The sequence below is a fragment of the Chondromyces crocatus genome (genome assembly GCF_001189295.1).
GTDB lineage: Bacteria > Myxococcota_A > Polyangia > Polyangiales > Polyangiaceae > Chondromyces > Chondromyces crocatus.
The window spans coordinates 8,118,640-8,132,033 of record NZ_CP012159.1 but is presented as its reverse complement, the minus strand read 5'-3'; the positions used below and the strand labels follow the sequence as shown (position 1 = coordinate 8,132,033).

The window sequence follows — 13,394 nt, the reverse complement described above, 5'->3', positions numbered from 1 at the left end:
CCAGACCAGCCTCCCTCGTCACCCCATCACCGGCAGCTCCAGCCGCGAGGCGTGCCCCGCGCCGCGCAGCACCCGGAAGCCACCCCCTTCGGGCGGCGCCTCGAAGTGATCGCGATCCTCGGCGGCGATCGAAAGCCGGATCGCGCTTCCTCGCCCGAAGCGGTGCGAGATGGGCAGCAGATCGAAGACCAGCTCCGTCTCTTGCCCGTGGACGAGCGGCGTCGCGTCCGCGCTCATGAACGAGTGGTACGGGACCGCGCTCTGGTACGGCGCCTGCTCCTCCACGGCGCGGTACAGCGCCCGGAGCTGACCCTCGGTCACGTAGTGCACGCTGCCGTCTGGCATCACCTCTTCCAGGTACGCGAAGACCGTCACGTCCGGCCCACCTGCGGCGATTGCCAGCGTCAACAGCGGGTGCCCCGTCACCTCCAGGTCTCGCGGGAGCGGCGCCGACGTGTACGACACCCGCCGCCCCTTGCGTGCCCCCCAGTCTGCATAGTCCGACTGCACCAGCGGGCTCACCAGCCCTCGCCAGCGCGAGCGCTCTCCGGTCCCGAGCGTCGCGTCCACCGTCACCTCGTCGCTGCCACCTGGATCCGCTCCGTTCCCCTCGTCGGCCCAGCTCAGCGCCCGCTCCGCACCGAGCCGCAGCGTCCGCGCCTGCGCGCCGGGCGGCGGCCACGACGACGCGGACTTCCAGGCCTCCTCGCCGGTCGTGTAGTAGCGCACCGCTGGCTCCGACCCGATCCCGTCGTCGCGCTCGCGCAGGTGCAGATCGAAGAAGCGCAACAGCTCCCCGTCGAGATCCAGCGCCGTGGGCCGCGTGGGCCGACCGGGCGACACGTACAGCTTCCCCCCGTGGCAGAGCGGCCCGAGGAGCAGCTTGCTTCCGGGCGTCCCCACCGTGCGGTGCCGGTGGATCGCCGACCGCTGGTAGGCCCCATCGCGCCACCCGCTGATGCCGTACACGGCCGCGCCCGAGGCCCGCAGATCCGCTGCGCGCTGGTGCGGGCTGCACACGTCGATGGTCTCGTCGGGCAGCTCGGCGCTCAGCCCTCGATCGTCCCGCGCGCGCACCCGCCCCATCGCCGCGTGGACATCGAAGTTCCTCGCGTGCTCCGCGATCGCCGCCGCGAGCAGCGCCCCGCCGCGATCCTCGTCCACCGGGCGCACGCCAGCCAGCATTGCGCCCAGCGTCCCGCGCACCACCGCCCGCAGCGCCGGTTCGGGGATCTTGTCGAGCGCCGCCCCGAGCAGCCGCTCTTGCGTCGGCCGCCCTGCCGCCCCACCTGGGTGCGCGCTGCGCAGCGTCAGCCAGAGGGCCATCGTCATCGCCGCCGGGTTGTCGTTGCGATCGAGCGCCGCGTTGAACATCCCCCACGATTCCGTGAACCGCGAGAGGTGGATCCCGCCCGGGAAGGCCACGTCTGCGTAGGCGTCGAACAGTGAGAACATCGGCGCTACCGCCCGCACCGCCGGGTGAGCGTTCGTCAGCAAGAGTTCGGATGCCGTCCCGTCATAGGACACGCCCAGCGCGCCCACCCGCCCGCTCGACCAGGACTGCGTGACGATCCATTCCACCACCTCGCCCTCGTCGCGCACTTCTTCTCGCGACCAGGGGTATGCCTGGTGCCCGAACGACGCCCCGGACCCGCGCACGTCCATGTCCACCCACGCGTATCCCGCCGCGAGGAAGCGCCGCCGCGCGTCTGCGTAGAGATCCGGCAGCTCCGCGACGGGCAGCAGGTGGAATGGCCGCCGCACCGCCGTGGCCCGGAAGTACCGCGTCGGCCGCAGGATCGTCGGCAACCGATCCGCGGCTCCGCGCCCCGGTGGCAGGTAGACATCCACCGCGATGCGCACCCCGTCGCGCATGGTGACGTAGCGGCTCTCGCGGATCGCCGGACGCGTCGTACGACAGCGGGTGCGCTCGAGCAGGGCGGGGGACCAGTGGGCGTCGGGCAGGGGGGCGTGAGAAGTCATGGTGGTCTCCAGCGTCAGGTCGTGGGCACGCGCCGCGTGTCAGGGCGTGGGCGGCGTGGGCGGCGTGGGTTTGCGCAGCATCATGGTCTGGTTGCCGTATGCGAGGAGGCGCCCGTCGTCCCCCCAGATCTCCACCTCCCCCGTGGCATAACCGGCCCGGGCCCGACGCACCCAGGTGCTGATCAGGAGCCAGTCCGAGGTCGAAGGGTCGAGGAAATGCACGGTGAGGTCCAGGCTCGGCGCCATGAACCGAGGCCCTTCGGGGCCGAGCTTCTGGGTGAGGGCGGTGGGCATGAGATCGGCGATGGGCGGCAGCGCCAGCGGATCGACCGTGCCATCGGGGCGCCGCTGCGGCACCAGGTAGCGCATCCAGCGGGCGAAGCGCGCCGGCCCGGGCTCCCACCCGAGCCTCCAGAACGGCTTCCCCAGCGCGAGCTTCGACTCGAAGTTCGCAAGGAAGGGAAAGCCTGCGCCGCCGCGCCGTGGCTCCAGATACGGCGGCGCCTCCGCGGGTGAGGGGACGACGGGGGGCGCCGCGTCGAGGACGTCGATGCCGAACGCCTCCCGCGCGCGGGCGAATGTGGCGCTCACCTCGAAGTCGGGCGCCCCGCATGGTTCGAGCGAGGAGGCTGCGAGCCCTCGCTGCGCCGATCCCTCTCCGGGCGGCGCACCGCTGGTACCCTGGGAAGCGAGAGAGCGCACCGACGCGCGGGCCTGCACGGTGGCGTTTCCACGGCGCAAGAGGTCGACGCGGATCGCCACGGGCCCGGGGGGCACGGGCGCGCAGAACAAGGTGGTCGCCGACACCGGCTGGAGAGAGGGGTCGCCGATCGCCGCCTCGATGGCGCGGAGGCCCACCGTCATGAGCACCCCACCCGCGGGCAGATGCCAGTTCCATGCCGGCGTCAGGGTGGCGGTGAAGGCGCCGGGAACCTCCGGAACCGGCGTGACGGCGGTGTCGAGGGCGAGGTCGGCAGCCACGGGCGGAACGTAGTCCATGGGAAGGCGGCTCAATGAGCGCAATGTTGTGTCCCGACAGGCTCCCATGGGTGGTGAAGGTGGACAGGGGTGGGAGAGAGGCTGGGTCGACGTGACCTGGTGAACAGAGGGGCCACGGCACACCGCCATCGAGGTCCGTCCCGTTGGACAGAGGTGCCGGCGAGCCTTCCGGACACTCTGTCCAAGTGGACAGAGGTGCCGGCGAGCCTTCCGGACGCTCTGTCCAGTTGGACAGAGGTGCCAGCGAGCCTTCCGGGCACTCTGTCCAGTTGGACAGAGGTGCCAGCGAGCCCTCCGGACGCTCTGTCCAGGTGGACAGAGGTGCCAGCGAGCCTTCCGGGTGCTCTGTCCAGTTGGACAGAGGTGCCAGCGAGCCTTCCGGGCGCTCTGTCCAGTTGGACAGAGGTGCCGGCAAGCCCTCCGGACGCTCTGTCCTCCAGAGGAGGGGAGTTTGCGCCCTGGTGTCGTCGTCCATGGCGGAATCCATGACCTGGCCTCTACCCGCCCCCGGGACGCCATGGCGTCGACCCCCGGAGGGATGGTCCTCTTGCGCGCCATGTCGACCATCACCCTCTACGGGGCGGAAGGCTCCGGCTCGGTCGCGGTGGAAGCTGCGATGGCGCTCCTCGGGATTCCTTACACGCTCATCGAAGGGGCGACGTGGGCCGAGGCGTCCGCGCTTCTACGAGGTGGCGCCGAACATGACGGAGGTGGTGAAGCGGGTCGACGCCGAGCCGCGGTTGACCGAGTTCTGGTCTCGGAGCTTCCCGTTCGACGAGCGCTGGGGATGAACGACGCGCGGCCCGCCCCCGGCCAGGCTGGGGGGCTTCAGGAGGGGCCGCGCCGAGACGGGGATCTCAGTACTGGACCTTCACCGAGATGCTGGAGGGGCTGTTCGTCTGGGTGACGCCGCTCAGATCGGCGCTCCAGCTGCCCGCGACCGTGAGGCCCGTGAACGGTTGCGAGACGGTCTGCCCGGCGTTGAGGTTGATGACTGCGGGGACGCCGTTCACGTCCACGTGCCGGAGCTGCATGGCATGGCCGCTCGTGTTCTCGATCGACGTGATGGTTGCATGCGTCGGGCTGAACACCGGGTTCGGCACGTTGTTGTTGATGAACCGGAAGAAGTTCGCCGGGTCCCGGGACATGCCCACGAACGTGCTGCTCGTCGAGCTGCCGTGCTGCTCGCAGACATTCTGGGCGCTGCAGTAGAGGGTGCTGAAGTTGCATCCACCGCTGCAGCACTGCTGGTTGTAGTTGCCGCAGGGCGGAGGCTTCGGGCCCGCCTGGCAGCGGTCATCCCAGAAGTGGTTCACGCCCGTGTCGCACTGTCCGCTGCAAGGGAACTGCCCGGCGCCGCCGCAGGTGGTGAACAGGTCGGCCTCGCGCACGTCACGCCACTCGGTCTTGCCGGCCTTGAAGCCGACGAGCCGGTGCCGCGTGCCCTGGCTGGTGCTGAGGGTGTGGAACGTCGGGTAGGTCGCGTAGAGGCCGTTGCGCACGCCGTAGTCGTTCGCGCCGCGGAACATCTGGCTGTAGTCGTTGATGTTGGGGTAGCCGAGCTCGCAGGGATGGACGTCCCGGATCTCCACGCCGCTCTGAGGGAAGAAGACGATGCCCTTCACGTGGACGCCGTTCTTGACCGCCTCCTCGAAGGTCGGCATGCCGGCGGCGTGTCCTCGTGCGACGGCGATGGTGTGCGCGGCGCGCATCATCGCCGGGATGTCGTTGACGTTCGGGTTGCCGAGCGTGGTCTGGGGGACGTCTTCCCAGCCCGCATAGCCGTGTTGGTTGATGAGGAAGGTGCCCCAGACGGTGCCCTGCCCGTAGTTCGCCTTGTGGTAGTTGAGGAAGCCCATCGGGAAGCCACTGCGGTCGGCGTAGCGGCCGGCGTAGCGGTGCATGCTCGACGGCGCGTTCAACCACGGGGTGGGGCTCGCCGGGTTCGTGTGCGTCGCGGAGCAGGGGGGCGGTGTGTAGGGCGGGGGTTCGCCAGGATCGGGCGGATCGGGGGGATCGCCGCCACACGTGGTGCAGATGGCCTGTTGCTCGGCCTCGCCGGTCAGATCCTCCGCGCTGTCATCGTCGAACTCTCCGGCTGGCGCACAGGCGATGAAGGCGGCGCCGCCGAGCAGGGCGGGGATCAGAAGCGAGACATGGAACTTCGAAGACATGGCAGGGCTCCTCGACCGCCGCGGCTTCGCGGCGGCGTGGCATGCATCGATGGATCGGTGACGTTGGTCGATGCGGTGCAACGTCGTCGCGTATCCATTGCAGCGACCGTGCCGGAGACCTGCGCGTCGTCGGAGGGGGCGCCCGGGCGTCGCGCAGTGGTTCGAAACCCTGCGACGCCTTGCGCGTGTGTGGCGTCGATGCCGCGTGGATGCGGCGCGGCTCACGGAGGGAGGGATCGCATCACGTCGACGAGAAGGACCTTGCAAGCGCAAGTTGCGCCAGTTGCGCGCGGTTCGTTTCGTGGAACCTTGCTGTCCGTGGTGGTGCTGACGTCCTGAGAGATCACTGGTTCCGCTGACGTGGTGCGGGACACGATCACTGCTCGTGATGGTGCTGACGACGCGCGCATCCAGCGGCGTGACGTGGGCGGCCGAGGGCGACTCGTTCAGCCAGCGGCGCGGCTCAGGGCGAGGGTGATGCCCTCTTGCAGCGTCGCGCAGGCCTTGAGCTGGCCGAGGTTGGCGCCCTCCTGCACCAGGATGCGCGCCATCTCGGGCTGGATCCCGGTGACGACGACCTCGGCGCCGAGCAAAGAGGCGGCACGCGCAACCTTGAGGATGGTGGCGGCGAGGCGGGCGTCGACGTCCTTGGCGCCGGTGACGTCGAGGAGGGCCATGCGGGCGCGGCGCTCGGCGATGCCGTCGAGGAGTACGTCGAGGATGCGAGCGGCGCGCTGTTCGTCGATGCTCCCGATGAGCGGCATGGCGATGACACCCGATGTGATCGGAACGAGTGGAGTGCCGATCTCCTGGAGCGCAGCGGTCTGAGCGTGGAGGAGTTCTTCGCGGAGGTAGGCGCGTTCGACCTCGGCCTGTCGTTCCTCGGTGAGATCGATGCCGACACCGAGGATCTGGTGCACGCTGCGGTCGGGGTTGCGGGAGAAGACCTGCTCGAAGGTGCGGAGCCAGCGGTACTCGCCACTCCGGAGACGGATGCGGTAGTCGAGCTTGAGGACCTCACCGTCCTCGATCTGCGTCAGCCGCTCGAGGTGGGCCGAATAGCGCGTGAGATCATCGGGGTGCACCAGGGTCGGCACCAGCGCGGTGCCCATGCGCCGGAGCTCTTCCGCGGTGTAGTCGAAGAGGGCGCTCAACTCTCGGTTCGAGTAGACCGCGTTGAGCTGCTTGAAGTCCATGATGTAGATGTTGGCCGGGATCAGCGAGGCCAGGTGTTTTAAGCGGTCGATCTCGCGCCGTATGGGCAGCATGGACGCTTCGAGCTGAGCGATGCGCTCCGCGATCGAGGAGGCTTCGTCTTGCGTGGCCGTCAGTGGGAGTGGACTCGACGTCATGGTGGGTCTTCCCAGGCTACGCTGGTCCAACGACGGATGGGATCTCAGCGTGAAGGACGGACGAGGGCGTCGGCGATGGCTTCCTGGAGCGTGGCGCGGGTGGTGAGATGGGACGTGTTCACCCCGAGGGTGACGAGCGCGCGCGCCGTGCTGGGCTGAATTCCGGTGAGGACGACCTTGGCGCCGAGGAGGGAGGCTGCACGCGCGACCTTGCAGAGTGCATCCGCGATGCGGTCGTCCATCTCCTTCACCCCGGTGACGTCGAGGATGGCGATGCGGGCGCGGCGCTCGGAGATGCCTTCGAGCAGCACCTCGAGGATACGGGCGGCGCGGTCGTCGTCGATGGCGCCGACGAGGGGCATGGCAACCACGCCTTCGGAGATGGGGATGAGGGGGGTGCCGATCTCTCGGAGCGCGGCTGACTGGGCGGCAATGATCTGCTCGCGCAGTGCGGCGCGCTCGGCGTCTGCCCGAAGCTCCTCGGTGAGGTCATGGACGATGCCCAGGACGACCTCGACCGCGCCACTGTCATCGCGGGAGAACACCTGCTCGAAGCTGCGAATCCAGTGGTACTCGCCGTTCTGCCTGCGGGCGCGCCAGTCGAGCTTCAGCAGCTGGCCGTCCTCCAACGTCGCGAACTGTTGGGCATACTGGCGGTAAGGGTCCCAGTCGTCGGGGTGGATGATCGTGGTGAGCAGGGCCGAGCCCATGTCCACGAGTTCGTTGGGAGAGTTTCCGAGCAGGCGCCCCAGGTTGTTGTTGGCGTAGACGCTGCGGTTCTCCTGGATGTTGTAGAGGTAGATGTTCTGCGGGAGGCTGCCGACGATGCGCTGCATTCGCTCGAGCTCCTGCTTCAAAGCATGCTCGGACTGCTCGAGCTCTGCTAAACGAGCGCGGGGATTCTTCGGGTCGTCACGGTGCGGATCCGTGGTGGTGGCCGGTTTCATGTCGCTCCTCGTCTGGTGTGCGGTTCTGCCAGAGTAGCCCCGAGGGCAGCTCGGTGGGTAGTCACCGCGCGCGGTGATCGAGGGCGTGGGTGATGGCTTCTTGCAGGGTGGCGCGTGTCGTGAAATCGGAGGTGTTCACGCCGAGCGCGACCAGGATGCGGGCCATCTCGGGCTGGACGCCGGTCAGGATCACCTTCGCGCCGAGGAGGGATCCTGCGCGCGCGGCTTTGCACAGGGCCGCCGCGGTGCGCTCGCCCATCTCCTTCACGCCGGTGACGTCGAGGATGGCGACCTGCGCACGCCGCTCGGTGATTCCGTCGAGGAGCACCTCGAGGATGCGGGCGGCGCGGTCGTCGTCGATGGCGCCGACGAGAGGCATGGCGACCACGCCTTGGGAGATGGGGATGAGGGGGGTGCCGATCTCCCGGAGCGCGGCTGATTGGGCGACGATCATCTGCTCCCGGAGGGCCGCGCGCTCGGCATCGGCGTGCCGCTCTTCGGTGAGATCCTGGACGAGACCGAGGATGATCTCGACCGCGCCGCAGGCGTCGCGCGAGAAGACCCGCTCGAAGCTGCGAACCCAGCGGTACGCGCCGGTGAGGTCGCGGATCCGGTAGTCGATGTGGATGACCTCGCTCTCGCGGAGCTGGGAGAACTGCGCGGCGTACGTCTGGTAGCTGGCCCAGTCGTCGGGGTGCATCAAGCTGGGCAGCAGCGAGGAGCCCATCTGCTTGATCTCGTCGGCGGAGTGGCCGAGCAGTGTGATGAGGTCCCCGTTGACGTAGACGTTCTCGCGTCGCTGGACGTCGAAGAGGTAGACGCTCTGGGGGAGCTTGTCGACGATGCGCTCCATGCGGGAGAGTTCTTGGAGGAGCTGCCGCTCGGAGGCCTCGAGGTGCGCGATGCGCTCCCGCAGCGCGGCGAGCTCGGTGTCGATGGGATCGAGAGGCTCCTGGTTCATGATGCTCCTTTCCGCCTGGGACTCCGGGTGAGGCTCCGGAAGATCGTCTCGGATGATCCGTTCTAGCGTGGGAGCGCGGTTCGGACAGGGGTGAGGCGTTGTGCGCAGCTGCCGCTCCAGGAAATGCGGGGATCGCCAGACGCGGTGGCCAGAGCCAGAGCATGGCGTTCTGCGCTGCGTGGGGCGTCCGTCGGACATGGTGGGGCCCCGGGATCTCGTCGCGAAGGTAGATGCGCCACGCGCGGGCAGGTGGCGTATGCTCTGGTCGTTCGGGGGGGAGGGTGTGCGGTGGTCTGCGCACCGGAGCTATCCCGAGCCGTGGCCGGCAATGTACGGCCGCCGTGGAGTGGTCTACCCTGACCAAAGCGAGCCGTCGGTCATGCTCATTCCCTCCGAGCACCCCCCTGTTTCCCGGTCATTCTCGCCATTCTTCGCCGAGTCGGGCACGACGGCGATCTGCGAGGCGCGACGTTTGATGGTGGCAGCGCGCGAGATCCTCGACGGCGAGGATTCGGACAGCGCGATCGAGCAGGCGTGGTACGCGGTCGATGGCGCGGCGCGTGCGGCGGTGGACCTCGTGGCGGCCGGGAGTGTTCCCCTCTCGGTGGTCGAGGTGGCCGCGGGGCTGACCGGGCTGGCGCGGCCCAAGGACTACGGGGTGAAGGCGCTCTGGGCGCTGGCCTGGGAGCTCCTGGCGCTGCAGCGGCGCGAGGCGCCGATCCGGTTGCTCGACGAGGACGCGCTGGAGATGGTGGCGTCGATGGAAGCGGCGTGCGGGCCCGAGGCTGCGCGTGAGCTGCGGGTGCGGTTCGCCGAGGTCGAGCGCGAGGAGCAGCGCGCGCTCGGTGGTGGCGCGGACGACGCCGCCGGGGTGGATCCGGAGGAGGGGTGTCGCCACGAGCGGGAGGCGGCGGCCTACCGGATCGCCGTCCTGGGCGCAGGAGGGTCGTCGCGAAGCGATCTGGCCGAGGGAAGAGCGCTGCTGTGGGAGCGCTTCGGTCGCGAGGGAGATCCCGAGCGGAGGGGCTCGGTATGGGAGCCACTGTGCAGGGCCTTCGACGTGATCGGTGCGGGATGCGCCGCGAGCCTGGAGCGGCTGGGGGCGCTGGTGGATGCTTCGCCGCGATCACCCGCGCTGCTCTGGCTGGACGAGCTTGCGTGTCGCGTGGCGCGTGAGGATGCGCGCGCGACGCGGCGGGCCGCACTGCTGGACGAGGCGCTGGGGTCAGCGGTGTTCGGGCGGAACGCGCCGTCGCTTGCGATCTCGGTGGCCGTGGGTCGGAAGCGGCTGCGCGAGCACGGAGAGCGGATCCATGAGGCGTGGCGGCGGCTCGCGGCGACGCGGCGAGGCGAGGGCGGCGGGGTGGCGCGCGAGGAGGCGGAGCAGCGAGGTCCGTTTCACGAGTTGAGCGCAGTGCCGCCGGAGGTGGACGTGGTGCTCGACGACATCGCGCACGCGCTGGTGCTGGGCTTCCGTGAGCTGTACGGGCTGGAGCTGCTCCAGGATGCGCTTCCGAGGCTGGAAGAGCTGCTGGATTTCGAGGTGACGCGCGGGTAGCGGCAGGCGCCGGGGGGCGCTGCGTGAGGTGAGGGCGCTGCGAGCGGCGAGCGCGGGAGGACGAGCGTTCAGGCGCCGCTCGGTGCGGGCCTGCTGAGGAGGCGGCGGTAGTACCCCGCGGTGTTGGCCGCGAAGGGGGTCAGGGGCTTGTACTCGTCGGGCTCGGTGATGGGCGCGAGGGCGACGGTGGGGCCAGAGGGGTGGGTCACGCGCTCCAGGTCGCCGATGAGGGCGTCCATGGTGGCGTAGCGGTTGTCGAGGTTCTTGCGGAGCGCCTTGCGAACCACGGCCTCGATGCGTGGCGCGATGCCCTCCTGCCCGAGCGAGGGCGGGGGCGGGGGGACGAGGAAGTGGTGGGCGAGGAGCTCGGCGTCGTTCCGCATCGAGAAGGGGATCCGGCCGGTGAACATGCGGTACATGACGACGCCGAGGCCGTAGATGTCGGTGCGGACCTCGGCGGCGTCGCCGACCGCTTGCTCGGGGGCCATGTACTCGATGGTGCCGACGGCCATGCCGGCCTGGGTGAGGCCGCGGAACTCGGCGAGCCGGGCGAAGCCGAAGTCGACGACCTTGGCGGTGTGCGGGGCGCCTCTCTCGCCGATCAGGAAGACGTTGCCGGGCTTGATGTCGCGGTGGACGATGCCAGCGCGGTGTGCGGCGGCGAGGCCGCTGGCGATCTGGATGAGGAGGGGGAGGGCCATGGCCGCGTTCATGACGCGCTCGCGGCGGAGCCAGTCGCCCAGGGACTCGCCGGAGAGGTACTCCATGACGAGGTAAGGGGCGCCGTCGTCTCGGAGGCCGACGTCCAGCACCTCGAGGACGTTGTCGTGGCGGATCTTGGCGCCGGCCGTCGCTTCGAGCATGAAGCGGGCCTTCTTCATGGGGTCCTTGAGGTGGCGCGCGTTCAGGATCTTGACCGCGACCGGGTCGCCGGTGGTCTTGTCCTGGGCGAGGAACACCTCGGCCATACCGCCGGCGCCGATGAGGCCGCGGACCTGGTAGCGGCCACCCACGACCATGCCCACGTTCTCGCTGGGCTTGGTGCGAATGCGCCGGATGTCGGGCCGGGGTGTGAGCTGGGTGCCGTCGTGGGGGCAGAAGCGGTGTTCGTCGTCGTACCGCCTGGAGCAACGAGGGCAGAGCATGGAGGGGCTCCTCTCCGGATAGCCCCTCCCGGCGGCTGTTTGCAAGCAAGGAGGGCTTGTTCAGTACTCGTCGCCGCCCGTCGTGGGCTCTTCGAGATCGTCCGCGGCAGCGGCGACGTGGTTCACGAGATCATCGAGTACGGCGCCCGTGAGCGCGGCCAGCGGGAAGGAGTAGACGAGTTCGTAGGAGTCGTCGTCGGTGAGGGCGAGGGTGGCGACGGCGAGGTCGTCGTTCTGTCGGATGGCTTCCTCGGGTTCGAGCTGCTCTTTCCGGCAGACGGTGCTGCGCAAGGCGATCCATGGGGCGCCGTCGGCGCGATCGAAGGCGGAGATGCGCACCTGCTGGCTGCGTGGGGTGTCCGACCAGAAGACGGTCGTGGCGAGCCAGCCTTCACCCTCGGCGTCGAGGGCGTAGTTGTCGCGGGCATAGGCGTGCAGGGCTTCCCAGGTGGAGAGCGCGGCTCTGCCCCTGTTGGGATCGTCGTCGTGGTCGGAGTTGGCCATGCGGGGAGGTCAGGGGTGCATGCGCTCTCGCGCAGCAGGGTTCAGAGGATGTCGCGGATGCGCTGGACGATTCCGCCACCGGAGAAGAGGGCCCGCAGGCCCTTCTTGAACCAGCCGTAGGAGGTCTCGCTGTAGGGATACCAGAGAGGGTCCTTGCCGGTCATCCGGACGCGGTCGGTGCTGATGTGGCGGACGTCGCACATGTCGCGGAGCGAGTCCTCTCCGAGGACACGGCCGAATCCGCTCTGTTTGATGCCACCGAATGGAGCGTCGGGGGTGCCGCCATTCGTGATGACGTCGTTGACGAGGACGCTGCCCGCCTGGACGCGCTCGGCGAGGCGGTGGCCTCGATCGCGGTCGGCGGTGAAAACGTAGGCGTTCAGGCCGAGGTGGGAGTCGTTCGCGAGGCGCAGGGCCTCTTCCTCGGAGGCGACCTCCATGAAGGGGATCACCGGGCCGAAGATCTCCTGGGTCATGACGGTCATGTCGTGGTTGCAGCCGCTGAGGATGGTGGGCTCGAAGAACTGGCCCGTACCCTCGCGGCGCTTGCCGCCGACCTTGAGCTGGGCGCCCTTCTCGATGGCGTCCTTGATGTGGCGCTCGGCGACGTCGATCTGGTGGGGGAAGATGATGGCGCCGACGTCGACGAAGTCGCTGGCAGGGTCGCCTTGGCGGAGGGAGCGGGTGATCTCCACGGCACGATCGAGGACGCGATCGTGGACCTTCTGGTGCGCGTAGACCCGCTCGACGGAGATGCAGACCTGGCCCGCGTTGGTGAAGCCGCCGAAGACGATGGCCTGGGCAGTGCGCTCGATGTCGGCGTCGTCGAGGGCGATGAGGGGGGCCTTGCCACCCAGCTCCATGACGCACGGGATGAGGCGCTCGCCGCAGGCCGCCGCGACGCGCTTGCCCGTGGCGACGCCGCCCGTGAAGACGCAGAGCTGGATGCCAGCGTCGATGAGGGCGGCGCCGGTGGGGCCGTAGCCGGTGACGACCTGGAAGACGTCCTCGGGGAGGCCGGCGGCGTCCCAGATCTCCTTGGCCTTGAGGGCGATGAGGGGGGTGACCTCGCTGGGCTTGAGTACGGCGGCGTTGCCGGCGACGAGCGCGAGCACGACGTCACGGAGCGGGAGCTGGAGGGGGTAGTTCCACGGGGAGATGACACCGACGACGCCGCGCGGGCTGTAGTGCAGGAAGCTCCTGCGGTGCTTGAGGAGGTGGAGCGAGATCTCGCGCGGGGCGAGCGCCTGGGGGGCCACCTTGGCGAAGAAGGTGATGACGTCGGCGACGACCATCAGCTCGTGGAGCAGGGCTTCGTGGCGCGGCTTGCCACACTCGCGGGAGAGGAGGTCGATCACCTCGTCCGCGCGATCGACGAGCGCGTCCCGGAAGCGGAGCATGCGCTCGCCACGCTCCTCGATCGAGAGAGCGCCCCAGGCCTCCTGCGCGCGTCGGGCACGCTCCACCACGGCGCGCACCTCGTCAGGGCCCATGTTGGGGGCTTCGCCGAGCAGCTCTCCAGTCGCCGGGGCGTAACTCTTCAGCTTCGCGCTGCTCTGCCCGTTCAGGCTCTGGCCGTTGCCCTTGGCCATCTGCTCGCTCGCCAACTGTCCCATGATCGACCTCCCGCTTTGCGCGACGCAATGCGCCGTGGGGGCGACCCTAGCCCGGTTGGGTGGGGTGAGCAACCGCGGTCCCGCGCGGCTGCGTGTGCGGGGAATCGGCGCTTCCGGGGGAGGGTGACGTGCAGCGGGGAGGGCGGTATACGCGC

Annotated in this window: 10 protein-coding genes; 1 reads left to right on the top strand and 9 read right to left on the bottom strand. The window is 69.4% G+C overall.

Features of this window, described 5'->3' with window-relative positions; genetic code table 11:
• Nucleotides 1-18 precede the first annotated feature (18 nt).
• The 6 genes from CMC5_RS29170 to CMC5_RS29145 form a co-directional block, all read right to left on the bottom strand.
• On the bottom strand, nucleotides 19-1,983 hold the full coding sequence (locus tag CMC5_RS29170) for a CocE/NonD family hydrolase (protein ID WP_050433466.1): 1,965 nt from the start codon (nucleotides 1,981-1,983) through the stop codon (nucleotides 19-21).
• A 39-nt stretch (nucleotides 1,984-2,022) separates the two neighbouring features.
• Nucleotides 2,023-2,982, bottom strand: a complete 960-nt coding sequence (locus tag CMC5_RS46125; RefSeq protein ID WP_050433465.1) for an acyl-CoA thioesterase — start codon at nucleotides 2,980-2,982, stop codon at nucleotides 2,023-2,025.
• Between the two features lie 857 nt (nucleotides 2,983-3,839).
• Nucleotides 3,840-5,156, bottom strand: a complete 1,317-nt coding sequence (locus CMC5_RS29160) for a hypothetical protein (RefSeq protein ID WP_050433464.1) — start codon at nucleotides 5,154-5,156, stop codon at nucleotides 3,840-3,842.
• A gap of 446 nt (nucleotides 5,157-5,602) precedes the next feature.
• Nucleotides 5,603-6,508 carry a PAS domain-containing protein gene (locus CMC5_RS29155; protein ID WP_050433463.1) on the bottom strand — a complete coding sequence of 302 codons (906 nt, stop codon included), beginning with the start codon at nucleotides 6,506-6,508 and terminating at the stop codon, nucleotides 5,603-5,605.
• Between the two features lie 44 nt (nucleotides 6,509-6,552).
• Nucleotides 6,553-7,455, bottom strand: coding sequence for a PAS domain-containing protein (locus tag CMC5_RS29150; RefSeq protein ID WP_050433462.1), 903 nt, complete (start codon nucleotides 7,453-7,455; stop codon nucleotides 6,553-6,555).
• Nucleotides 7,456-7,516: 61 nt separating this feature from the next.
• The gene (locus tag CMC5_RS29145) at nucleotides 7,517-8,416 is read right to left on the bottom strand and encodes an STAS domain-containing protein (protein ID WP_050433461.1); all 900 of its coding nucleotides are present in this window, start codon (nucleotides 8,414-8,416) and stop codon (nucleotides 7,517-7,519) included.
• A 379-nt stretch (nucleotides 8,417-8,795) separates the two neighbouring features.
• Here CMC5_RS29145 and CMC5_RS29140 point away from each other — a divergent pair, with 379 nt between their 5' ends.
• Nucleotides 8,796-9,974 (top strand): hypothetical protein, encoded by a 1,179-nt coding sequence (locus CMC5_RS29140; RefSeq protein WP_156338931.1) that lies wholly within the window; start codon nucleotides 8,796-8,798, stop codon nucleotides 9,972-9,974.
• Between the two features lie 68 nt (nucleotides 9,975-10,042).
• Here CMC5_RS29140 and CMC5_RS29135 read toward each other — a convergent pair whose 3' ends face one another.
• From CMC5_RS29135 to CMC5_RS29125, 3 genes are read right to left on the bottom strand one after another with little or no spacing between them, the layout of a single operon-like run.
• Nucleotides 10,043-11,119 (bottom strand): serine/threonine-protein kinase, encoded by a 1,077-nt coding sequence (locus tag CMC5_RS29135; protein ID WP_050433459.1) that lies wholly within the window; start codon nucleotides 11,117-11,119, stop codon nucleotides 10,043-10,045.
• 60 nt (nucleotides 11,120-11,179) lie between these two features.
• Nucleotides 11,180-11,623 (bottom strand): hypothetical protein, encoded by a 444-nt coding sequence (locus CMC5_RS29130; protein WP_050433458.1) that lies wholly within the window; start codon nucleotides 11,621-11,623, stop codon nucleotides 11,180-11,182.
• Between the two features lie 41 nt (nucleotides 11,624-11,664).
• Complete coding sequence (locus CMC5_RS29125; protein ID WP_050433457.1) at nucleotides 11,665-13,239, bottom strand: aldehyde dehydrogenase family protein; 1,575 nt, start codon at nucleotides 13,237-13,239, stop codon at nucleotides 11,665-11,667.
• Nucleotides 13,240-13,394 lie beyond the last annotated feature (155 nt).

Coding starts and splice junctions, on each gene's coding strand:
- CMC5_RS29170 (WP_050433466.1), bottom strand. CDS start 1,983: ATGACTTCTCACGCCCCCCTGCCCGACGCCCACTGGTCCCCCGCCCTG.
- CMC5_RS46125 (WP_050433465.1), bottom strand. CDS start 2,982: ATGGACTACGTTCCGCCCGTGGCTGCCGACCTCGCCCTCGACACCGCC.
- CMC5_RS29160 (WP_050433464.1), bottom strand. CDS start 5,156: ATGTCTTCGAAGTTCCATGTCTCGCTTCTGATCCCCGCCCTGCTCGGC.
- CMC5_RS29155 (WP_050433463.1), bottom strand. CDS start 6,508: ATGACGTCGAGTCCACTCCCACTGACGGCCACGCAAGACGAAGCCTCC.
- CMC5_RS29150 (WP_050433462.1), bottom strand. CDS start 7,455: ATGAAACCGGCCACCACCACGGATCCGCACCGTGACGACCCGAAGAAT.
- CMC5_RS29145 (WP_050433461.1), bottom strand. CDS start 8,416: ATGAACCAGGAGCCTCTCGATCCCATCGACACCGAGCTCGCCGCGCTG.
- CMC5_RS29140 (WP_156338931.1), top strand. CDS start 8,796: ATGCTCATTCCCTCCGAGCACCCCCCTGTTTCCCGGTCATTCTCGCCA.
- CMC5_RS29135 (WP_050433459.1), bottom strand. CDS start 11,119: ATGCTCTGCCCTCGTTGCTCCAGGCGGTACGACGACGAACACCGCTTC.
- CMC5_RS29130 (WP_050433458.1), bottom strand. CDS start 11,623: ATGGCCAACTCCGACCACGACGACGATCCCAACAGGGGCAGAGCCGCG.
- CMC5_RS29125 (WP_050433457.1), bottom strand. CDS start 13,239: ATGGGACAGTTGGCGAGCGAGCAGATGGCCAAGGGCAACGGCCAGAGC.